The organism is Mesorhizobium sp. M8A.F.Ca.ET.207.01.1.1 (genome assembly GCF_004794715.1).
In the GTDB taxonomy this organism is placed as follows: domain Bacteria; phylum Pseudomonadota; class Alphaproteobacteria; order Rhizobiales; family Rhizobiaceae; genus Mesorhizobium.
Genome location: NZ_SRUS01000004.1, coordinates 286,338 through 305,161, shown reverse-complemented (window position 1 = coordinate 305,161; position 18,824 = coordinate 286,338). Strand labels below are relative to the sequence as shown.

Here is an 18,824-nt window from a genome sequence, read left to right as displayed (position 1 = left end):
TATTCCACCACAGATTGTGGAGACAGAAGATGACGAGCATGAAGGGCAGCGAGATGACCACCGTCGAGGCTGTCCCGGCCGAAGTCGACGTGGCGATCGTTGGCGCCGGAATGGCGGGCACGACCCTGGCAATGGTTCTGGGAAAGTCCGGGCGCAAGGTAGCGCTGATCGACCCGCACCGCGTCCATCACGACGAGTTCAGGGCCGAGAAGATCGGCATGGATCAGATGCGGCTCTTCGCGAGGCTCGATCTCGAAGAGACGGTCATGCGCCACGTCACCTCGGTGACCGACGTCCACGTCTTTCGCCTGGGCCAGCTGTTCGCCCGCGAGCAGAAGTGGGAATACACATTTTCCTACGGCTCGATGATCAACGGCCTGCGCGACGCGCTGCCGCGCGAAGTGCCGATCACGGTCGGCAAGGTCGCCGAGGTCTCGACCGGGCCGGACCGGCAGCGCCTGGTGCTGGCCGACGGCAGGGTCATCAATTCCCGCCTGCTGGTGGTGGCCACCGGTTACAGCGAAGCGGTGCGGCGCGCCATCGGCGTCGAGCGCGTCGAGCTGTCGAAGGCGCATTCGCTCTCGATGGGCTTCGACCTCGCCATTCCGCGGGACGAATGCGCCTTCCCGGCCGTCACCTGCTACGGCAAGCGGGCGGCGGACCGCGTTGCCTATCTCACCGTTTTTCCGCTCGGCGACAAGATGCGGGCCAACATGTTCGTCTATCACACCGTGGCCGACCAATGGACGAGGGATTTCCGGTCCGATCCGCAAAAGATGCTTTGTGAGTTGATGCCCGAAATATCGGCGCAATGCGGCAACTTCGCTGTCGCGAGTCCCGTCGAGGTCCGGCAGGTCAATCTGACCACGACGCAGGGCCATCGCCGCGATGGGGTCGTCTTCATTGGCGACGCGTTCTGTACGACATGCCCGACACCCGGCGTCGGCATCGGGCGGGTCATGGTCGACGTCGAGCGCCTCTCCTCGGTCCACATCCCCGCCTGGCTCGAAACACCAGGCATGGCGGCCGACAAGATCGCCACCTTCTATGACGACCCGGTCAAGGTGGCCTCCGACGAGGCCGGCATGCGTGTGAGCGTCTACGCCAAGCAGATCACCACCGAAACCGGACTGGAATGGCGCGCGCGGCGCCTGCGCAACAACACGGCACGCCGGCTGATGATCATTGGCCGCAAGGTGCGCCATTTGGGATTGCGGCGCGAGCCGGGGCTGGCTTGAGGGGCTTCCCACCCTTCGCCATCGAAGGCACTTCGCTGGTGCTCTCCCCGGGGGACAGCACCTCTTTCTCTCCCCGCGAGAGGAGGAAGCAGAAGGGGAGCGCCGGAGCGCTTCTCCAGGACAATGACATAGCGCGGAAAAAAGCAAATCCAATGCCGTTCAGTCGGAACCAGCGGCCCGCCGACAGGTTATGCCGGCAGGAGATTTGTCATGGTCAAGAATATCGACCGCGCGTTGCAAGATGCTATTCTGGCGATGCGCATTCTTCGCAAATCCATCATTGATCATGGGCATATGGAGGCCATGGCCGAATTTGACGGCTTGATGAGCGTGACCATATCCGAGGCCGAGCGCGAACTGACCCGCTGGCAGGCCGGTCATCGCGCCGAGCGGTCAGGCCAGGCAAAATCCTGACGCGACCGCGCGCGGCCGGCATCCGGGCGGAACCTTGCCGCACACGGTTGGTTTCAGGGAATGGGACATGCCGCCGGAGAACGAAGTGGCCCGATTGGTCGACAAGCACAAGCTTGAGAGAGCGGATCGCGAGTCGCGGATTATCCTCGACGCCGAGCGGCAGGCCCGCGACGCAAAGACCGCCCGCCTTCGCAAGCAGCGGCTGTCCGCCGAGACAAGCGAGGAGCAACAGAAGCCCGCGCCGCCAAAGCGGCGCAGGTGACGGCGTGTTCTTGCCGCAAAAGCAAAAGGCGCGATCGACCGATCGCGCCTTTGTTTCGGCAGGCGAATGCCTTCCGGCTCGCCCGGCGGTTTCAGTCATTGCGGCGGCGGCAAATTTGAAGATCCAGCGAGCGCGGTGACGGCCGAAAGCCGTTCGCGCTTTTGCCAGGTTGGCTTCTCGTATTTCTTCATTTGCTATTGCCCCTTTGTTGAATAGCGCAGAGAAGACCGGCTTCGCCGCGAATGTCAATTGCGTCAGGACGGCTGTCGCGATTTTGAGCGAAACGTTCCTGCACCGAGTAAATCGGTCTGCCGTGCTTTTAAATCCGCTGGTCCGGGATAGATTTAGGACCGAGAAAGCGCCACAAGCCGCTTCGGGAGGATCTTGCCATGTCAGACACCGCCTTGCCGCTGGTCATCAGCGCGCCCGAGCCGCGCACGCTCGAGCTGATCTTCACGCCGCCGCAGCTGGCGCGGCTCAGGGCGCATTACCGCATCGTCGAGACGACGCCGGACGGCGTGGCGCGACTGCCGGCGGGGGTGCTGGCCGAGGCCCGCTACATCGTCGGCCAGCCGCCGATCTCGCCGCAGACGCTTGAAGCGATGCGGGCGCTGCGCTGTGTCTTCAATGTCGAGAGCAATCTCCTCGACAACATGCCCTATGAAACGCTGTTTTCGCGCGGCATCCATGTCGTCACGACGGGCCTGGTTTTCGCCGAGCCGGTGGCGGAGCTGGGCCTGGCCATGGCGCTCAACCTTGCCCGCGGCATCGTCGACGCCGACCTCGCTTTCCGCCAGGGGCAGGAGCTGTGGGGCGGCGACGGCAACCGGACCGCGCGGCTGCTTTCGGGCGCCGATGTCGGCATCATCGGCTTCGGCGACCTCGGCCGCGCGCTCAACCGCCTGCTGTCGGGCTTCCGCACCCGCACCAAGGTGTTCGACCCCTGGCTGCCGCCATCGATCCTGAGGGAAAATGGCGTCGAGCCGGCTGCGCTGGACGAGGTGCTGTCGCAAAGCGACTTCGTCTTCGTCGTTGCCTCGGTGACCTCCGAAAACCAGGGATTTCTCGGCGCCGATGCTTTCGCCAGGATGCGCAAGGGCGCCGCCTTCATCCTGCTCAGCCGTGCCGGCGTCGTCGATTTCCCCGCCTTGATGGCTGCGGTGAAGAGCGGCCACATCCTTGCCGCCAGCGACGTCTTTCCCGAAGAGCCGCTGGCGGGCGACCATCCCGTGCGCACGCTCCCTGGCTTCCTGCGCTCCGCCCACCGCGCCGGCGCCCTCGACATCGCCTTCAAGCGCATGGGCGACATGGTGCTGGAAGACATGGACCTGATCGACCGCGGCCTGCCGCCGCTGCGCTCCAAACGCGCCGAGCGCGAGACGGTGTCGAGGATGCGCTCGAAGCCGTCCGACAGGAACTAGGCCGGGCCTATCCCCATGCCGGGACCGGCAGCCAGGCACGAGACAATCGCCGGGATTGTCGGCTTTCGCGTCTGTTATGCGTGATTTTGGCATCAGCAAGAGCTAAAACATCGACGATGCATGCTCCCTGGAGGTGAAACGTTTTGACTTCGCCCTTCCTTTTGCGTCAGATTCGACGGGCAAGCCTAGGCAAAGGGAACGAAAATGAAGAAAAGCTATGCCAAGCCGACACTTCTGAAGCGCCAGAAACTGTCCACGGTCACGGCGGTTTCCTGTCTTTCACCGTGCAAGGCCGCTTGAATCGAGGGGATAGGGCCATGAAGAAAACCTACGCCAAGCCGACGCTCTTGAAGCGCGAGAAACTGTCGGCGGTTACCGCGGGTATCTGCACCTCGATTTGTATCTGAATCGAAGGCCTGAAACCTGAGGGATATGCGAGGTCTCGCGTCCTGGCGCGAGACGACTTCGACGATCCGCAAGGCCCGAGAGCCGTTTCCCCTGAGTTGCCAGGCTGAGTTGCCAGGCTGAGTTGCCGGGCCTCCTGTTGTGATGGAACGATCGCGCCGCCGGCAGGTTTTGCAAATGGCCGGACGGTAAGAAGCCCGGCGTACTCCAGAAGGCCCGTCACGAGTCGCGTCGGTGGCGGGCCTTTCCATGTCGGCCCGCAAGCAGCGATTTTTGCAGCGACATTGGCCGAAGGTCCCCTTTCGCGCCCGAGCGATGTTGTGCGAGATTGGCGCAATATCAGCAATTGCTTGAATAATGGTCCGGACGTCTTCGGGGGGGACGGTGTCGTGCCAATTCGCAGGAATCTTGCCGCGAATCTCAAACGGCTTGTCAGCGGCCACGCGTCGGTGAGCGCCGTCTGCCGCGGATTGAACATGAACCGCTCGCAGTTCGAGCGCTACCTGCAAGGCAAGAGCTTGCCCAACAGGGCCACGGCGAGGCTGATCTGCGACTATTTCCGCATCGACGAGGATGAATTGTACCGCGCGCCGGAAGCCGAGGCGCAGCGACATGTCCTTCTGGCGCCGATACATGAAACGCTTTACGCCAACATGGTGCGCGGCCCCTGCCCCGCCATCGCCGGCGGCACCTATTTCACCTACTTCGCGGTTCCCGAGCGCCCGGATGTGTTGATGCGGTCGGTCACCTTCGTGCGGCGCGAGGCGGAGTTGGTGACGTTCCGGCGCGTGACCCGGTGGGCCGAGGGCAATCGCCAAGGCGGCGCGCGCGCGCTCGGCTGGCACTATGGCGTGGCGATCTCACGCCTGAACTGGATCTATTTCACCGCCATCAACCGCCGCCAGACCGGCGAGCCATCGATCATGGCCGTGCAATGGGCGCCCTTCTCCGAACCGGTCCTGGTCGGCCGGGCCTTCGTCCTGACGGGAGCGGGGCCGGCCTGTTTGCCGGTCATCATGCGCCAGGAAGTCGGCAGGATCAGCCTGCGGCAGGCGATGCGGATGTCCGGCGTCGTCAGCCTCGACGACCCGCGCCTCGACCCGCTTGTGGCCAGTCTCGCGCGCGAAGGCTAGAGTGGTCGGGGCCAATGATGATTTGGCCGGGCCAACGAAAGAGTCGCGATGCTCAACACGGTCGACTATGGCGGCAAGGAAGCCGATATCGTCCACGCGCTGGAGGAAGACATCATCTTCGGCCGGCTGGCGCCCGGCACGCGCCTGGTCGAGGACGTGCTTCTGGCCCGTTTCCCGGTCTCGCGCCACACCATCCGCCAGGCCCTCTACCAGCTGGAAAGGCTCGGCGTCGCCACGCGCGAGCGCAACAAGGGCGCCATGGTGCGCCGGCTCGCGCCCGAGGAGGTGCGCCAGATCTACGAGGTACGCGAGATGCTGCAGCGCCAGGCCGCGCTGATGATCCGCCTGCCGGCGAGCGACGCGCTGATCGCGGAATTGACCGAGATCCACCACGTCTACAGCGGCCATGTCGACGCGGGCTACCTCAGGGGCATCCACGAGGCCAATGACCGTTTCCATCTCACCATGTTCTCGGCCTGCGGCAATGCCTATCTGGTGTCGTCGATCGAGCACTATATGCGCCTCAGCCTGCCGGTGCGGGCGAATTCCCTGGCCGACCGGGACAAGCTCGACATCTCGCGCCAGCACCATCTGATGATGATCGAGGCGCTGAAACGCAGCGACAATTGGGTCTTGGCGCAGCTCTGCGTCGACCACCTGCAGCCGAGCAAGGCGTTCTATCTCCAGGAGATCGAGACCGGGCCGGCGCTCTAGCCAACCGGGCATCGCCGCGAATTGGGTCCTGCGGCTCCCGACTGTCCTACCGGACCTTCACGACCACCTTGCCCTTGGCACGTCCCGTTTCGACATAGGCCAAGGCCTCGTTGGTCTGTTCGAACACAAAAGTCCGGTCCATGACCGGGCGTATGATGCCGGTTTCGATGAGCGACGTGATCCGGCTCAGCTGGTCGCCCTGCGCCCACATGAACAGGAAGGAATAGTCGACACCGGCGCGTTTGGCCCTGCGGCGTATGCCGAGGCTGAGCAACCACACCACCAGCTTCAGCGCGATATTCAGGCCTTGCTTGCTGGCGAACCCGGGATCCGGCGGACCGGAGATGGAAATCAGCTTCCCGCCCGGCTTCAGCACGCGCAGCGATTTCTCGAGCGTCTTGGCATCCTGGCTGTTCACGACGACGTCATAGCCCTGCAGGACTTTCTCGAAATCGTCCTTGCGGTAGTCGACGACGACATCGGCGCCGAGACTTTTCACCAGGTCCGTGCTCGCCGCGCTCGCCGTTGTCGCAACCGTCGCGCCGAGGTGCTTCGCCAGCTGAATGGCAAACGTGCCGACCCCGCCGGAGCCAGCCTGGATGAAGACCTTCTGGCCTTTCCTCAGCCCTACCCTTTCGACCAGCACCTGCCAGGCGGTCAGGCCGACCAGCGGAATGGAGGCGGCCTCCTCCATGCTGAGGTTTTTCGGCTTCAGGGCCGCGTCGGCCTCATCCAAGGCGATGAATTCGGCGAATGTCCCGATCCGGCCATCGCGCACCCGTGCGTAAATCTCGTCGCCGGGTTTGAATTTACGGACTTTCGACCCGACCCGGACCACGGTTCCCGCCACGTCGTGACCCAGGATGAACGGCGGGCGATAAGGCAGGATCGGTTTGAACTCCCCATCCCGGAGTTTGGAATCGAGAAGGTTCACACCCGCCGCGTGAATTTCGACCAGGACGTCATTGTCCCGCGACTCCGGCATGGGCATATCGGCGAGCCGCAGCGCGCCCTTCTTTTGATATTTTTCGACAACAAAGGCTTTCATCTTGGTCGCTTTCTAAAAGTACGACTGGCCAGGCCGCGAGGCGCCGTTGGTCGCGCTCGAGGGATGCGCCGGACAGGACCGGCGATATAATCCCCGGCTTGGTTCAGGAAGGCAGGCGGAATTGCTTGCGCAAAATCTTGTCGAACATCGCGGCCGGGGCGAACCGCCGCAGGATACTGACTTGCCGCGCTGCCTTGCCGGCGGTGTAGCGCCGCCGCGGATGCCCGTCGGTCGCCGCCCGCAGAACCACCTTGGCCACCACTTCCGGCGGATCGGCCTTGGGCATCACGTCGCGAAGCAAAGCCCCGAGGCCGGCCCGGGCCTCATCATATTCCTTCACGACGGAATCGGGCTCGAATCCGTTCTGGTCGAACACGGTGCGTACGAAGGCCGGTTCTATGACCGAAACGCGGATGTTGAAGGCCCGAACTTCGTGATCGAGCGATTCCGAATAGCCTTCAAGCGCATGCTTGACGGCTGAATAGTGGGCCGAATAGGGCGCCGGGACCAACCCCAGGATCGAGCCGATATTGACGATGCGCCCCTCGCCCCGCCGCCGCATCGACGGCAGCACCGCGTGAATCATCCGCATGACACCGAACAGGTTGACGTCGAACAGGGCCTGCGACTGCGAGACCGAGGACTCTTCGGCCCCTCCCAGCAGCCCGATGCCGGCATTGTTGACCAGAAGGTCTATCCGGCCGGTCTTGCCGAGGACAGTCGAGATCAGGGACGCGACAGACGCGTCGTCGGTCACATCGCAAACCAGCATCGATATCCCGTTGGAACTCTGGTTGGACGCCTTGCGGCTCGTGCCGAAGACAGTGAAGCCGGCGCGTGCCAGGATCTCGGCGCTGGCGCGGCCAATGCCCGAGGAGGCGCCGGTAACGATCGCGGTCTTTCCCGAATTCCGGTTCATGGTGAGGGTTCCAAACGTAAGGGGTCTTGCCTGCGGTCGGCGATTGAATTATCATCGTAATATCACATTATGCTCATAATGCAACAGGAAAACGAGAAGGAGCCCGGCATGCGCTATGACAAGGGTCGAAAGGACGCATCACGCGGTCGGATCATGGAGGTTGCCACGCGACGGTTCCGGAGCGACGGCATCGCCGCCTCCGGACTGGCAACCATCATGAGCGACGCCGGACTGACCAACGGCGCCTTCTATCCGCACTTTCCCTCCAAGGCGGCACTTGTTCGCGAATGCGTGGCGGCGGCGCTGGAGGGCCAGTCAGGCCAGATCGCCGGGGTGTTGGCCTCCGGCGGCCTGGAGACGGCCATAGATGCCTATCTGTCGGCGCAGCACCGCGACAATCCAGGCACGGGCTGCGCTTCCGCCGCCCTGTTGCCGGAAATCGCGCGGGAGCAGCCGGAAACGCGACAGCTCTACACCGAACGCCTGATGACTTTGGTGCGGCAGGTGTCGGCCGCTCTCCCGCCGCATGCAAGCGATCCGGAGGCTGTGGCATTCGGCATCTTCGCGACGCTCATCGGCGCGCTTCAACTGGCCCGCGCGGTGGAGGGCGCGGAGTTGTCGGATCGCATCCTGGCGGCCGGGGCGGATGCGGCCCGTTCGCTGGCGCAGCCGCGCGGAGGCGACGCCGCGCCGTAGAGGATTGGACGGCAGACCTCCCGCTGGGCCAGGGCTGCCGGGCCGGAGCCCGGCCGAGGCCAATGCAACCATGGCTGCAAAAACAGGCATGGAACGCTGAAACTTTCCGGCGGCCGTCCTCGTTGCTGCGCGATCGCCTCGCGGGCGATGACAAGACCCTCCACTCAATGCCCCGCCGGCTCGCCGGCGGGGTTTTTTTGCGCCGCCGAACGGCCATGTCCGGGGCCTCCGGAACCATCCACCAATCGCGAAGTTTGTCCAAGCGACGGCAGGCCTGGCCAACTCCAGAGGCACGCCGCGATGGCGGCGGGAGAAATTTGGCCGATTCAAGCAAATTTCCGGAGCTGCGCTGGATTACCTTGGAATTTCGCAAGGCGTTCAAGATGCTCCTGAATATATTTTTACCAGTTTGGGGAATTTTTGCCTGAAAATCCGGAACTTCCAGGCAAAGTTTTTCGTTGAAAGCTTGATCGTTGCTTCGACGGTCACAAAGCAACAGGGAAGGACCCAATCATGAACATCAAGATGATCTGTCTTGGCGTAATGGCGCTTTCAATGGCCACCGGTTCGGCTCTCGCAGGATCCAACAAGGGAACGTCCGCTCTCGATGATCCTGCCAAGATGAAGCCGTTCTACACGGATTCCGGCATGAAGACGATGGTTGGCAAGGACGCCTTCGTCACAGCCTGGAAGGCGCTGACGCCCGAAGACCAGATGGCTATGAAGACCGCCTGCGCCGACGAGGTCAAGAACGCCAGCCCGACCAACACGCATCCGGAATTCTGCAGCAGCGTGAAATTGAACGGCGGCAGCTGACAACGTGGCGCGGCCCTGGAGACAGCCCCGCTCGCGGGGCTGTTTTTTGTGAATGCCGCCGCTTTGCCTTGCCGCCCTGCGCGCCCTCGCCGGGCTCGCCCCACCGAATGATGCTAACGTCGTCGAAGGCGAGCCGTTGCGATCGGTTCCGCCTGCGTTCAGCCTGACGCCGCGAGTTTGTTCCCGTCGATCGACACGGTCGCCCTGCTTCCATGAAGCGGCAAAATCGCCTCTCCTTGTTCTGGCCATGTTGCACTGCGAAAGATTTGTTGCATTGCGATAGCGGCCCGTCCGGCCGAGATTGGCAAGAGCTGGACCTTGGGGGGCTGGGCTTGCACCAAGGAGGCCTCGTGGCGGCATCGTTTCGGCCTGATATACAGGGCTTGCGCGCGCTGGCGGTCGGCGGCGTCGTCGCCTATCATTTCGGCCTCACGGCGCTGCCCGGCGGCTTCGCCGGCGTCGACATCTTCTTCGTCATTTCCGGCTGGCTGATTTCAACGCATCTGATGCAGGAGATCACGGAGACCGGCCGGCTCGACCTGTGGCGCTTTTATGCCAGGCGCGCCCGGCGCCTGCTGCCGGCCGCCATCTTCGTCATCCTGGCCACGCTCGCCGCCGGCGCCTTCATCCTGGCGCCGCAGGAACAGGCGCTCTATTCGCGCGGCGCCATGTATGCGGCGGCCTACACCATCAATCTGTGGCTGCTGCGCTGGTCGTTCGACTATTTCGCCGCCGATGCCTTGAGCAACCCCTTCATCCACTTCTGGTCGCTGTCGGTGGAGGAGCAGTTCTACCTCGTCTGGCCGGCACTGCTTGTCTTTGCCGCCTGGCTGCATCCGGGCCGGCGCATGGTGGTGGCCGTGATCGGCATCGTCGGCCTCGGCTCCTTCGCGACCTGCCTGTGGCTCACCAGCTTCTCGCCGGCCTGGGCCTTCTACTTCTCGCCGCTGCGCGCCTGGGAATTCGCCGCCGGCGGCCTGGCGACGTTCGCCTCACCCGCTTTGTGGCGGCATCAGTCCTGGCTGCGGGCGGCACAGGGGTGGCTGGGCCTGGCGCTGATCGCCGTCGCCTATCTCGCCTTGAGCGAAGACCTGCCCTTCCCCGGCTGGTACGCGCTGCTGCCGGTGGCCGGCACCGTGCTGGTGCTCCTGAGCGGTGCCGGCGAGCAGGGCGACGCTCCAGGCGGCACCCGTTGGCAGGCCCTGGCGCCCGCCGCCATGCTCTCGCTGGCACCCCTGCAGTGGGTCGGCACGCTCTCCTATTCGCTCTATCTCTGGCACTGGCCCATCATCGTCTATGCCGGCATGCTGGAGCCGGACCTCGGCGTGGCGCAGCGCCTCGGCTGCGCCGTGCTGGCGCTGGCGCTGTCGGCGGCGACCTACCGGCTGATCGAGAATCCGGCGCGGCGCGGCGACTGGCTGGCGGCGGCCGCACGGGCCTTTCGCTTCAACGCCGGCGTGGGCGCAAAACCGCTTCGGCTTTTTCCAGGGCTTGCCCTCGCCCCGGCCCTTGTGCTGACCGCCGCCGGCGTGGCGGCGGCCTACGCCAACGCGCATCTGGCGACGCGCAACATCGACCCCACCCAGCGCGGCATCGAGGAGGCGGCCGAACAGCCTTCCATCGCGCGCGCCGTCGACAAGAACTGCCTGCTCGACTTCCACACGGTGAAACCGAAACCTTGCACCTTCGGCTCGGCCGACGCCGCCCACACCATCGTGCTGTTCGGCGATTCGCATGCCGACCACTGGTCGACGCCGCTGGTCGCGGCGGCAAAACGCAACGACACCAAAGTGGTCACCTACCTCAAATCCTCGTGCCGCGCCTCGCGGCTGTCGACCTTCAACGCCGTGCTCAAGCGCGACTACACCGAATGCGACGCCTGGCGCGAACAGGCGATCTCAGACATCATCCGCCGCAAGCCGCGGCTGGTGGTGATCTCGGAATTCTCGATCGGCAATCTGACGCGCGACATGTCCGCCGCCAGCCGCAAGGCCGAGATCGCACGCTGGCAGACCGGTCTGCGCTCCACGCTGCAAGCCTTCAGCAAGGCCGGTGTCGAAACCGCCGTCATCCGCGACACGCCGATCGGCGGCAGCTTCGCGGACGCCTGCGTTGCCCGCGCGCTGTGGTGGCGCGAGGCGCCGTCGCTGTGCGACACGCCGAGGGCGCAAGCCGCCAATGACGACGTCGCGGCCGCCGAGCGGGCCGTGGTGAAAAGCGTGCCAGACACGCTCTATGTCGACCTGACCGACCGCTTCTGCGGCCCGACCGAATGCCACGTGTTCATCGGCGGCAAGCTCGCCTTCCGCGACCGCCATCATCTGGCGACGGCGTTTGCCGAAACGCTGGAAGGACCGCTGGAAAAGGCTCTGTTTTGATCGACTTGGCTCCCTTCTCCCCGTTCACGGGGAGGAGGTGCCGGCAGGCGCGGCGTTTGTCCTTTGCTCATTCAACCGGCCCGTGCCAAATCAGCCAGCCCCCACCAAATCAGCCACATATCGCTCCAGCGTCACCTTCCCGCGCTCCGGCCTGGTCGGCGGATCATAGGTGTCGTCGACCGTTACCTCCGTCATGCGCGCATAGGATTGCGCGGCTTCAGGCGAAAACCCCATGTCCTCGAACGCGTCCACCCAACGCTCGCGTGGCGCCGAGACCACGCTGACCTGCCTGCCGAGCGCCTCGCCAAAGGCCGCGGCGACATCCCTGGCCGTGTAACGCGACGGTCCTTCGACATGATGCAGGCCGTTTTTTTCCAGCGGCTCCATCAACAAGCGCGCCGCCGCTTCGCCGAGGTCGCGTGGCGCCACCATCGGCAGTTCGAAATCCGCCGGGAGAAGCGTGTTGACCACGCCGTCACGCCTGGCGGTCTCCAGCGAGGCATCCCAGTTGCTCATGTAATAGGCGGCGCGGATAATGCTGGCCGCGATGGGCTGACGATGCAGCTTTTCTTCCAGCCCATGCAGGATGGTCAGGTCGCCGGTGCGTTCGCCGGCCCGTGCGCCATAGGTCGATTCCGCCACGACCTTCTCGAGCCCCGAACCTTCCAGCGCCGCGGCGATCGCCGCCACCGTCCTGCGCTCCTGGGCATCCGTGTCGGTCGAAGGATCGGCAGGCGGATTGAGCAGGAATGCCCTTGTGCCGCGCCTGAACACGCCACGCAGCGCCTCGACATCAAGCACGTCGGCCACTGCCACCTCGGCGCCTTGCGCGGCCAAAGCCGCCGCCTTGGCCTCGTCGCGCGTCACCACCGTGACCGGTTCGCCCAGCCGCAGGAGCGTCGCTGCCGTCGCCGAGCCGACACGCCCGGTACCGCCAAGAATGATATTCATGGTCCAATCTCCCTTCCTGGTTGCATATAGGGGAAATGGATAGTGGCGGCCGAGGTTCAAAATGTGCCTCACCATGCTGACAGGTGCGGCCAAGCTCCGCGAGAGGTGCTTCCGCCGCCACGACATAGGGTGCGAACCCATCGATCCACCGATTTATGGGAACAGGGTCGCGTCCCCGGCGTTTATTAGACACACCTTACAGAGGAGGTTGTCATGAAAAAACTCTTGCTTGCATCGGTGATAGCAGTCGCTTCGGCGGTGGCGGTAATCGCTCCCGCCAATGCCTCCAGCATCACGCTCGGCATCGGGAACGGCTATGATGACGATTACTACGTTCCCAGACATCGCTACTATCGCGACTACTCCGACTATGGCCCGTATTACGGCCGCAACCACTACCGTTACAACATGTATAACGACGGCTATCGGCCGCGCTACTACGGCATGTACCATCATCGTTGCCAAACCGAGTTGGTGAAGCATTGGCGGCATCACCACCGCGTGATCGAGCGAGTGCGCGTCTGCCGCTATTGACCGTTCAAACTGATCCGGCCGGCATCTGACCGGCCGGATAAACATTGCGAATTTGCCGGTACGCATCGCTGGCCGGGCGGTGCTAGCGCCCCATCATCATTCCATAGTGCACGGCCAGCAGATCCAGCCCCACCTTCAAGAGCTTCGTCACCACATCGCGTCCGTCGCCATCCTGCTCGGCCACGGTCTTCACCGGCTGTTCCAGGCACACGACCTTTTGCACGATTGCCGCCACGTCCCAATGGCCGAGCGCCCGTGTCGCGGCGGCGTGCGCGCGGCCGGCGTTGAGCACGCTGTCGGCGATGCCGCCGCCAGCGCGGCCGCCGTCAACGCGCTCCATCCAGCGCATCGGCTTGATATCGGCCTGCTGGCTGCACCGGAAATGCTCGCGGTAGCGCAGGCCGGCCTCGCGCTGCTGGCGCGACAGCGAGGTGATGCCGAGAAGCGGATCGACATTGCGCACCCGCACGATGCCGCCGGTGGACGTGTGGCCGTTATTCGACACCTCGTAGACGCGACGCGCCTCCGCCGTGCCGGATGTCAGCCGCTTGCGACCGAAGGCATCGTCCCTTAGCGCGAAATCATGACCGACCTCGCGGCGGATGCGCACCTGCTCGGCCTCGCCCTTCGGCAGCTTCGGCGCCTGCGGTTTGGCGGGTTTGGTTTTCTTGGGCATGGGTGCTCCTTTTTGGGGGTCGGGGTGTGTTTTCCAAGAGAGGTCGCGATCCTTCGCGCCCCCCTCTGCCCTGCCGGGCATCTCCCCCTCTTGGGGGGAGATTGGCTGCGTCGTCGGTACCGCTTTTCCTGCTACGCCGGAGATCGGCGAAAGCAGTAGCGACATCCGATCTCCCCCAAGAGGGGGAGATGGCCGGCAGGCCAGAGGGGGGCGCTGTCCCTCGGACCTGTCGGATATGATCATCCCGTCAACTGTTTTGCCGGCGCTTGCCCACCCCGACGCGCCAGCAGTTCCCGCATCACCTTGCGCTCGCGCACTTCGATGCAGAGCTGCGCGCTCGAAGGACAGAACTGCGCGTTTCCGCTCCTCACCTCGCCGCGCACGAAGCGCTGGATGGCGGCCTGCAGATCGGCCAGCTCGGCATCCCTGACGGCGCCGAGATAGCCGCGCAGCTGCATCTCGACATCAGTCAGGGCGGATTGCGGGAAGCAGGAGAACAGTGCCGCCAGCGCCTTCGTCGCCTGCTGCAGTTCGGCCGTGGTCATATCCGCGGATCTCCTCGATGATGGCATTGGCGGCGTCGCTGTGGGTCTTCGGCCTGATCCAGCCCTGCGGTTTTTTGCGCTGGCCCGGGCCGCGCGATCCCGAAGCCGCCTCACGGCCCCCAATCGAAATCCCCGGTCCTTCGCGCGCCCCGCGCGCTGAAAAAGCGGAAGCTTTTTCCATCTGGTTTCTGGACTCTGGAGAATGCCGCGCCAAAACATCGGCATTTGCCCTGGCATGCGCCTTTGTTTTCAAGGCGGTGGCGGCTCCGCCGCGCGCGCCGGCGGCCGCCCTCGCCTCGCTCTTCAGCCGCGCCTTGCGCAGCTCCTTCGTCAGCCTCCCGTGGCCGATCTCGCCACCCTCGCGCTCGAAGAAGGCCAGCAGCTCGGCGCTGATCGCCCGCCATCGTTTCAAAGACAGGCGCGCCACGCGCGCCAGCCTGGCGTCGTCGTCGGGCAAGCTCCCGCCGGCATTCCACATTGCCATCAGAAGCAGCATGTAGGCGCCGATCTGCTCGGTCGAGAGCTGCAACGTGTCGCCGACGAAATCGGAGACGTAGAGCTGCATGAAAGGCCGTTCGCTCATGCCGGGCTCCGTGCCGTGCTTCCAGCCGCGCTAATGGAACCAGCCCCCGGTCCGGACGTTGTGACGCGTCCAAACCAAGGAGAGGACTGCCGATGACGGCCTTCATGCCGCTGACCCTGCGTTTCTGCGACAACAAGACCATGCTGGTCGGCTCGGTGGCCGACGCGGCGACCGCGCTTCGTCACCAATGGCCCGACAAGACCGCGCCGGCCTATCTCGAGGCGGCACGGCTTGTCAGGCTCGCTGTCGAGGGCACTTGCTGTCCGCGCCCCGCCTTCGAAGCCTTCCGCGAGGCGGCCAGGCAACAGGGCATATTGGTGGCCAAGCCAAGAAGCCGCGCGCATGAATGGCTCGACGCCGCTGCGAGCCCCTGAGACGGCGATGCAACCGCCTGCCAGCCTTGTGCGTTTATGAGCGTCGGCTTGAAAGCCGCGCCTGGACCGAAGGTGAACGCCGTGGGTACGATGAAAACCGGAGTGCCGCTCAAAGTGTCCCTGGACGGGCATGTCGAGGAGATCGAGACCGTCAGCGACGCCGCCGATTTCCTGCAGCGCTGGCCGATCGAGCGGCGGGGCCATGTCTATCGCAGCGCGCTCAACGCCTGCAGCGCGGCCATCGCGGCGCAGATCTCGCAATCCGACGCGATCAAAGTGTTCACCGGTTTTGCCCGCGTTACCGGCATCCTGGTTGCCGGAGGCGGCCCGGGGATGGTGCTGGAGCCGCGCACCGTGCAGAGCCGCCAGCCCAAACAGGGCCGCCAGGTGCCGAAATAGCGGTGCCGCGCGATAGCTGTTCAAGGCAATTCTCCCAATATTTCGCGGAGCGTCCTTTTGGCGCCCGCTGAAGCTCCAATTACATTATGTCGGCGCCGCCCTCATCCGCCTGCGGCACCTCCTCCCCGTGACCGGGGAGAAGGGATCAACCCTTCAGCCGGCCTCGCAAACACGGCGCTGGAAGCGCGCCTGATGGTAGGTGCAGTAGCTTTTCATCGCCCTGGTGCGCATGCCGCAGCACAGCATCTCCTGGCCAGGCCGCCCGCCGGGCGCATCATTTCGAGGATCGTCCTCCAGCGTCAGGTCGAGCGGCGCGCGGCAGCGGTTGAACAGGCAGTCGATGAAGCGCATGGCCACGCCATGCGGCTGCCGGCCGATGGCACCGCGTGGCGGCGCGGGTACCTTGAAACGGTAGGTTTGCCCATCGGCGATCAGCACGCCCGCCTCGCGCTGGAAAAGCCTCGGCCGGACGGGCGAAGGAGCCCGCTTCGGCCGCATGGCGGGTTTGGCCGGCTGCGGGGTGGCGCCGGCACGGCTGGTTTCCGCCTTGGCGGCGCGACTCGCCGCCTTGGCCATCGCCGTGCGCGCCGCCAGGCCCTTGCCATTAGCAAAGCCGATCGCGCCAAGCATGGCGTTGCGGTGGACGATGCCGATAATGGCGTTGCGCGATACGCGCGCGCCGCGCTGTACGCTGAACGCCGCCGCAATCCTCGAGGCCGAAAGCCCGTCCTTCAGCCAGCCGGCAATCGCCTGCAATTCGCCGTCGCTATAGCTTGCCATGTCGGTCTCCATTGCGCGGCCAGCGGCCGCCGCGAACGGCGCCGTCAGGCAAGCGTCGGGTTTGCCCACAGCCGCGATGGGACTGCCGGCCGTGGTCCGGCCTGTCGGCCGCGGGGATTGCTTGTGGAAGGGCTGCTTTCAGCCCAGCCGGTCGACGGGCGCGTCAAGGCGCCCAAGCCGCGCCCGCGCAGTGTCCCTGTCGGGGGCGGAAACCGCCCTGCCCGTCGTCGGCTCGTCGGCGATGACGGTGCGGTCCTGCGTGCGGATCAGGAAACACCCGGCGGCCGCGTCGAATGGGGGGCCGGAGCCGCGGGGAGCGGCGGCTCCGGCCGTTCCGGCCGCCGCTGAAGGGCGGACCGGACGCGAGGCCGATGCGTCAAGGCAATCGGCTTCGCGCTTCGCCCCGGCCGGGGAGGAGGACAGCCGGGACGGAAGGGAAAGGGCGGCGCCCGGCAAGGCCGGGCCGGAGGCGTTGTCGACTCTGAGGGGGTTGAGCTTTTGCATGAGGTGATATAAGCATAACTCAAAAATTGATGCAAGCCAATCTTTCATGGACGAAAGCAGGACTTGTCGGTCACATGAGGCCATGGTGAAAACGCAACTGTCGATCAGGGTCGGAGCCGCGATCCGCCAGGCACGCAAGCAGCGCGGCCTGGTCATGCGCCACATCGCCGAGCACAACGACACCGATGTCGCCGCCGTCGGCAACTGGGAAACCGGGCGCAACCTGCCCAAGACCGAGAACCTGTTGAAGACCGCCGCCTTCCTGCGTGTCGACCCCGTGGCGCTGGGCCAAGGGCAGGTCGTCTTCCTCGACGATGCCGGCCCGGTGGCGGACGCCGAGATCGTCACCGATGCCGGCCCCCTGCCGGCCGGAGCGATGGATATTCCGGTGCTGGGCGCCGCCGTCGGCGGTGATGACGGCGACTTCACCTTCAACGGCGAACCGGCAGGATACGTCCAGCGTCCGCCGGGAGTCCGCAACCTGCCGAAAGTGTTCGCGCTGCACGTGCTCTCGGATTCCATGGTGCCGCGTTATGAACCCGGCGACATGATCTATTGCGGCGGCCGCGACGCGGTGCCGGGCGACCATGTCGTGATCGAGACCTTTCCGGAGGAGAACGAGAAGAACGGCAAGGCCTTCATCAAGAAACTGGTCCGGCGCACGGCGGGCGAGCTGGTGGTCGAGCAGTACAATCCGCCCAAGACGCTGACCTTCAACCGCTACGCCATCAAGCAGGTCTGGCGCGTCATCCCGCTGAAGGAACTGCTGGGGTATTAGGAGCGCCTGCCTTTCCGGATCCAGGCCGCCCTCACCGGCACGCCGGCGTTCTTAACCGTTGATATTTGGCGAAACCATCCGCAACAGCTTACTTTCTCCCCGTCTCTATACGGGGAGAAATGTCCGGCAGGACAATGAGGGGCAGCACCAAGATTTCGGCAAGTGGCGTCTCGAATGCCACCTCAAAGAAAACGATCAAGCTTGCAAACTCCCTCGCACCATCAGAATAGAAGTTCAATTCCGCCAAATCAGCGCCGCCCCTCATCCGCCTGCCGGCACCTTCTCCCCGTATAGTGACGGGGAGAAGGGGCTGGGTTGCCGCATCGCGTCACAATGTTGGCGAAATCGTCCATGACGGCACGTCCTTTGCTCAAGCCCGCCTCGCCTCCACCAGCACCTCACGATCGCCCAGCATCCGTGCCTCGCTGCGCACGCGCTGGCGCTCGTCGATGAGCGCTGCCTGGATCGAGATCGCCGTGCCCGGCAGTCCGTCGGCACGGCAGGCCGAGCAGACGATGCGCCCCGACAACGCGGCCAGCGGCGTGTTCCCGTTGACCCCGAAGCGCTTCAACTGATCGGGCCGCCACCACCTGTTGCGGCCGCAATCGGCGCACTCGACCGACAGCGAGGCGACCTGCGCGATCACTGCTTCCCTGCCCGGCAACGCCATCATCCCCTGTCCTTTTGTTTCTGATTTGTTCCTATCTTCCCGTGTTTTGAAGCGGGAGTCGAGTCGCAGTTTCCAAACTCCTCCAAAAGTCTTTCTTTTATGTCTTTTTGAGTTATGCTTATATACACCTTGCATATGTGAGTCGGCGTGGAATGACCCGCGCCTGGATGCGGGAGCAAGAATGGATGCCGCCGATTTCGCCCGCGCCTGCGGTTACACCGGCGACAGTCCCGCCTTGCTCGAAGCCTTCGAGGCGATCCGCCGCAACGGCATCGCGCAAGCCCGTCTCGATCATTTCAGGCGCAAGGCCGTCATCGACGAAATGAAGCAGTCGGAGCATCTGTTCCTGGCCGCGATCGGCCCGGCGCTGTCGGCGCATGAAGCCATCGAGGATGCTGCCCGTTTCATCGCCGGCTGGCGCAACATGCCGCGCTGGCGCCAGGAACGGCGCCTGCCCGATCTCGCCAGGGCGAAAGAGCAGCGTCTCGTCGCGCGCTTCTTCCGTCGCTACGGCCATCATCTCTGGGCGCTCGAAGCAGCCTGAGGCTCGGCACGGTTGGACCGGCCATTTGCGGGTTCCAATCCC

Annotated in this window: 24 protein-coding genes; 16 read left to right on the top strand and 8 right to left on the bottom strand. The window is 64.7% G+C overall.

Annotated elements, in window-relative coordinates; all coding sequences use genetic code 11:
• The first annotated feature begins 29 nt into the window (after window positions 1-29).
• The 7 genes from EN850_RS13835 to EN850_RS13810 all read left to right on the top strand — a co-directional run bounded on the left by EN850_RS13835 (window position 30) and on the right by EN850_RS13810 (window position 5,587).
• Window positions 30-1,238, top strand: coding sequence for an NAD(P)/FAD-dependent oxidoreductase (locus EN850_RS13835; protein ID WP_189522109.1), 1,209 nt, complete (start codon window positions 30-32; stop codon window positions 1,236-1,238).
• A 210-nt stretch (window positions 1,239-1,448) separates the two neighbouring features.
• Window positions 1,449-1,652 carry a hypothetical protein gene (locus EN850_RS13830; RefSeq protein ID WP_127278965.1) on the top strand — a complete coding sequence of 68 codons (204 nt, stop codon included), beginning with the start codon at window positions 1,449-1,451 and terminating at the stop codon, window positions 1,650-1,652.
• Between the two features lie 67 nt (window positions 1,653-1,719).
• Complete coding sequence (locus EN850_RS13825; protein ID WP_136091527.1) at window positions 1,720-1,914, top strand: hypothetical protein; 195 nt, start codon at window positions 1,720-1,722, stop codon at window positions 1,912-1,914.
• Between the two features lie 389 nt (window positions 1,915-2,303).
• Window positions 2,304-3,335, top strand: a complete 1,032-nt coding sequence (locus EN850_RS13820) for a hydroxyacid dehydrogenase (RefSeq protein WP_135920626.1) — start codon at window positions 2,304-2,306, stop codon at window positions 3,333-3,335.
• A gap of 317 nt (window positions 3,336-3,652) precedes the next feature.
• Window positions 3,653-3,742, top strand: coding sequence for a putative RiPP precursor (locus EN850_RS36350; RefSeq protein ID WP_189343711.1), 90 nt, complete (start codon window positions 3,653-3,655; stop codon window positions 3,740-3,742).
• 387 nt (window positions 3,743-4,129) lie between these two features.
• On the top strand, window positions 4,130-4,873 hold the full coding sequence (locus EN850_RS13815; RefSeq protein ID WP_136091526.1) for a helix-turn-helix transcriptional regulator: 744 nt from the start codon (window positions 4,130-4,132) through the stop codon (window positions 4,871-4,873).
• A gap of 48 nt (window positions 4,874-4,921) precedes the next feature.
• Window positions 4,922-5,587 carry a GntR family transcriptional regulator gene (locus EN850_RS13810; RefSeq protein WP_135865923.1) on the top strand — a complete coding sequence of 222 codons (666 nt, stop codon included), beginning with the start codon at window positions 4,922-4,924 and terminating at the stop codon, window positions 5,585-5,587.
• 46 nt (window positions 5,588-5,633) lie between these two features.
• Here EN850_RS13810 and EN850_RS13805 read toward each other — a convergent pair whose 3' ends face one another.
• Entirely contained in the window at window positions 5,634-6,635 is a 1,002-nt protein-coding gene (locus tag EN850_RS13805; RefSeq protein ID WP_136091525.1) for an NADP-dependent oxidoreductase, read from the bottom strand.
• A gap of 103 nt (window positions 6,636-6,738) precedes the next feature.
• Complete coding sequence (locus tag EN850_RS13800) at window positions 6,739-7,554, bottom strand: oxidoreductase (protein WP_136091524.1); 816 nt, start codon at window positions 7,552-7,554, stop codon at window positions 6,739-6,741.
• Window positions 7,555-7,662: 108 nt separating this feature from the next.
• On the opposite strand from EN850_RS13800, the gene EN850_RS13795 reads away from it, so the two are divergent.
• From EN850_RS13795 to EN850_RS13780, 4 genes are all read left to right on the top strand, one after another.
• Window positions 7,663-8,250, top strand: a complete 588-nt coding sequence (locus EN850_RS13795; RefSeq protein ID WP_136091523.1) for a TetR/AcrR family transcriptional regulator — start codon at window positions 7,663-7,665, stop codon at window positions 8,248-8,250.
• A 62-nt stretch (window positions 8,251-8,312) separates the two neighbouring features.
• On the top strand, window positions 8,313-8,678 hold the full coding sequence (locus EN850_RS13790) for a hypothetical protein (RefSeq protein WP_135920636.1): 366 nt from the start codon (window positions 8,313-8,315) through the stop codon (window positions 8,676-8,678).
• A gap of 85 nt (window positions 8,679-8,763) precedes the next feature.
• Window positions 8,764-9,066, top strand: coding sequence for a hypothetical protein (locus tag EN850_RS13785; RefSeq protein WP_127281324.1), 303 nt, complete (start codon window positions 8,764-8,766; stop codon window positions 9,064-9,066).
• A 350-nt stretch (window positions 9,067-9,416) separates the two neighbouring features.
• The gene (locus EN850_RS13780; RefSeq protein WP_136091522.1) at window positions 9,417-11,444 is read left to right on the top strand and encodes an acyltransferase family protein; all 2,028 of its coding nucleotides are present in this window, start codon (window positions 9,417-9,419) and stop codon (window positions 11,442-11,444) included.
• Window positions 11,445-11,534: 90 nt separating this feature from the next.
• On the opposite strand, the gene EN850_RS13775 is transcribed toward EN850_RS13780, so the two are convergent.
• Complete coding sequence (locus tag EN850_RS13775) at window positions 11,535-12,395, bottom strand: NmrA family NAD(P)-binding protein (protein ID WP_135930880.1); 861 nt, start codon at window positions 12,393-12,395, stop codon at window positions 11,535-11,537.
• A gap of 213 nt (window positions 12,396-12,608) precedes the next feature.
• On the opposite strand from EN850_RS13775, the gene EN850_RS13770 reads away from it, so the two are divergent.
• Window positions 12,609-12,929: a hypothetical protein gene (locus tag EN850_RS13770; RefSeq protein ID WP_136091521.1), complete on the top strand. Its 321-nt coding sequence runs from the start codon at window positions 12,609-12,611 to the stop codon at window positions 12,927-12,929.
• An 82-nt stretch (window positions 12,930-13,011) separates the two neighbouring features.
• Here the strand turns inward: EN850_RS13770 and EN850_RS13765 are convergent, their stop codons facing one another.
• From EN850_RS13765 to EN850_RS13750, 3 genes are all read right to left on the bottom strand, one after another.
• The gene (locus EN850_RS13765; protein ID WP_136091520.1) at window positions 13,012-13,605 is read right to left on the bottom strand and encodes a DUF6456 domain-containing protein; all 594 of its coding nucleotides are present in this window, start codon (window positions 13,603-13,605) and stop codon (window positions 13,012-13,014) included.
• A 239-nt stretch (window positions 13,606-13,844) separates the two neighbouring features.
• Entirely contained in the window at window positions 13,845-14,150 is a 306-nt protein-coding gene (locus tag EN850_RS13755) for a hypothetical protein (protein WP_127280331.1), read from the bottom strand.
• Window positions 14,071-14,733: a DUF1376 domain-containing protein gene (locus tag EN850_RS13750; protein ID WP_127870217.1), complete on the bottom strand. Its 663-nt coding sequence runs from the start codon at window positions 14,731-14,733 to the stop codon at window positions 14,071-14,073. Before EN850_RS13750 ends, EN850_RS13755 begins: the two co-directional genes overlap by 80 nt.
• Before the next feature lie 92 nt (window positions 14,734-14,825).
• Between EN850_RS13750 and EN850_RS13745 the strand changes: the two genes are divergently transcribed.
• Window positions 14,826-15,107, top strand: a complete 282-nt coding sequence (locus EN850_RS13745; RefSeq protein WP_136091519.1) for a DUF982 domain-containing protein — start codon at window positions 14,826-14,828, stop codon at window positions 15,105-15,107.
• 36 nt (window positions 15,108-15,143) lie between these two features.
• The gene (locus EN850_RS13740) at window positions 15,144-15,506 is read left to right on the top strand and encodes a DUF982 domain-containing protein (protein ID WP_127280334.1); all 363 of its coding nucleotides are present in this window, start codon (window positions 15,144-15,146) and stop codon (window positions 15,504-15,506) included.
• Window positions 15,507-15,659: 153 nt separating this feature from the next.
• On the opposite strand, the gene EN850_RS13735 is transcribed toward EN850_RS13740, so the two are convergent.
• Window positions 15,660-16,286, bottom strand: coding sequence for a GcrA family cell cycle regulator (locus tag EN850_RS13735; RefSeq protein WP_136091518.1), 627 nt, complete (start codon window positions 16,284-16,286; stop codon window positions 15,660-15,662).
• A 586-nt stretch (window positions 16,287-16,872) separates the two neighbouring features.
• Between EN850_RS13735 and EN850_RS13725 the strand changes: the two genes are divergently transcribed.
• On the top strand, window positions 16,873-17,568 hold the full coding sequence (locus EN850_RS13725; RefSeq protein ID WP_167531332.1) for a helix-turn-helix transcriptional regulator: 696 nt from the start codon (window positions 16,873-16,875) through the stop codon (window positions 17,566-17,568).
• A gap of 370 nt (window positions 17,569-17,938) precedes the next feature.
• Here the strand turns inward: EN850_RS13725 and EN850_RS13720 are convergent, their stop codons facing one another.
• Window positions 17,939-18,238 (bottom strand): hypothetical protein, encoded by a 300-nt coding sequence (locus EN850_RS13720; RefSeq protein WP_136091701.1) that lies wholly within the window; start codon window positions 18,236-18,238, stop codon window positions 17,939-17,941.
• Window positions 18,239-18,419: 181 nt separating this feature from the next.
• Between EN850_RS13720 and EN850_RS13715 the strand changes: the two genes are divergently transcribed.
• Complete coding sequence (locus tag EN850_RS13715) at window positions 18,420-18,782, top strand: hypothetical protein (protein WP_136091517.1); 363 nt, start codon at window positions 18,420-18,422, stop codon at window positions 18,780-18,782.
• Window positions 18,783-18,824: the final 42 nt, after the last annotated feature.

Excerpts from the sequence above, each read along its gene's own strand:
- EN850_RS13825 (WP_136091527.1), top strand. The coding sequence starts at position 1,720 with ATGCCGCCGGAGAACGAAGTGGCCCGATTGGTCGACAAGCACAAGCTT.
- EN850_RS13750 (WP_127870217.1), bottom strand. The coding sequence starts at position 14,733 with ATGAGCGAACGGCCTTTCATGCAGCTCTACGTCTCCGATTTCGTCGGC.
- EN850_RS13715 (WP_136091517.1), top strand. The coding sequence starts at position 18,420 with ATGGATGCCGCCGATTTCGCCCGCGCCTGCGGTTACACCGGCGACAGT.
- EN850_RS13735 (WP_136091518.1), bottom strand. The coding sequence starts at position 16,286 with ATGGCAAGCTATAGCGACGGCGAATTGCAGGCGATTGCCGGCTGGCTG.
- EN850_RS13795 (WP_136091523.1), top strand. The coding sequence starts at position 7,663 with ATGCGCTATGACAAGGGTCGAAAGGACGCATCACGCGGTCGGATCATG.
- EN850_RS13740 (WP_127280334.1), top strand. The coding sequence starts at position 15,144 with ATGAGCGTCGGCTTGAAAGCCGCGCCTGGACCGAAGGTGAACGCCGTG.
- EN850_RS13790 (WP_135920636.1), top strand. The coding sequence starts at position 8,313 with ATGCAACCATGGCTGCAAAAACAGGCATGGAACGCTGAAACTTTCCGG.
- EN850_RS13800 (WP_136091524.1), bottom strand. The coding sequence starts at position 7,554 with ATGAACCGGAATTCGGGAAAGACCGCGATCGTTACCGGCGCCTCCTCG.
- EN850_RS13720 (WP_136091701.1), bottom strand. The coding sequence starts at position 18,238 with ATGGCGTTGCCGGGCAGGGAAGCAGTGATCGCGCAGGTCGCCTCGCTG.
- EN850_RS13820 (WP_135920626.1), top strand. The coding sequence starts at position 2,304 with ATGTCAGACACCGCCTTGCCGCTGGTCATCAGCGCGCCCGAGCCGCGC.
- EN850_RS13770 (WP_136091521.1), top strand. The coding sequence starts at position 12,609 with ATGAAAAAACTCTTGCTTGCATCGGTGATAGCAGTCGCTTCGGCGGTG.
- EN850_RS13830 (WP_127278965.1), top strand. The coding sequence starts at position 1,449 with ATGGTCAAGAATATCGACCGCGCGTTGCAAGATGCTATTCTGGCGATG.
- EN850_RS13775 (WP_135930880.1), bottom strand. The coding sequence starts at position 12,395 with ATGAATATCATTCTTGGCGGTACCGGGCGTGTCGGCTCGGCGACGGCA.
- EN850_RS13755 (WP_127280331.1), bottom strand. The coding sequence starts at position 14,150 with ATGACCACGGCCGAACTGCAGCAGGCGACGAAGGCGCTGGCGGCACTG.
- EN850_RS13810 (WP_135865923.1), top strand. The coding sequence starts at position 4,922 with ATGCTCAACACGGTCGACTATGGCGGCAAGGAAGCCGATATCGTCCAC.
- EN850_RS13785 (WP_127281324.1), top strand. The coding sequence starts at position 8,764 with ATGAACATCAAGATGATCTGTCTTGGCGTAATGGCGCTTTCAATGGCC.
- EN850_RS36350 (WP_189343711.1), top strand. The coding sequence starts at position 3,653 with ATGAAGAAAACCTACGCCAAGCCGACGCTCTTGAAGCGCGAGAAACTG.
- EN850_RS13835 (WP_189522109.1), top strand. The coding sequence starts at position 30 with ATGACGAGCATGAAGGGCAGCGAGATGACCACCGTCGAGGCTGTCCCG.
- EN850_RS13745 (WP_136091519.1), top strand. The coding sequence starts at position 14,826 with ATGACGGCCTTCATGCCGCTGACCCTGCGTTTCTGCGACAACAAGACC.
- EN850_RS13725 (WP_167531332.1), top strand. The coding sequence starts at position 16,873 with ATGGTGAAAACGCAACTGTCGATCAGGGTCGGAGCCGCGATCCGCCAG.
- EN850_RS13805 (WP_136091525.1), bottom strand. The coding sequence starts at position 6,635 with ATGAAAGCCTTTGTTGTCGAAAAATATCAAAAGAAGGGCGCGCTGCGG.
- EN850_RS13765 (WP_136091520.1), bottom strand. The coding sequence starts at position 13,605 with ATGCCCAAGAAAACCAAACCCGCCAAACCGCAGGCGCCGAAGCTGCCG.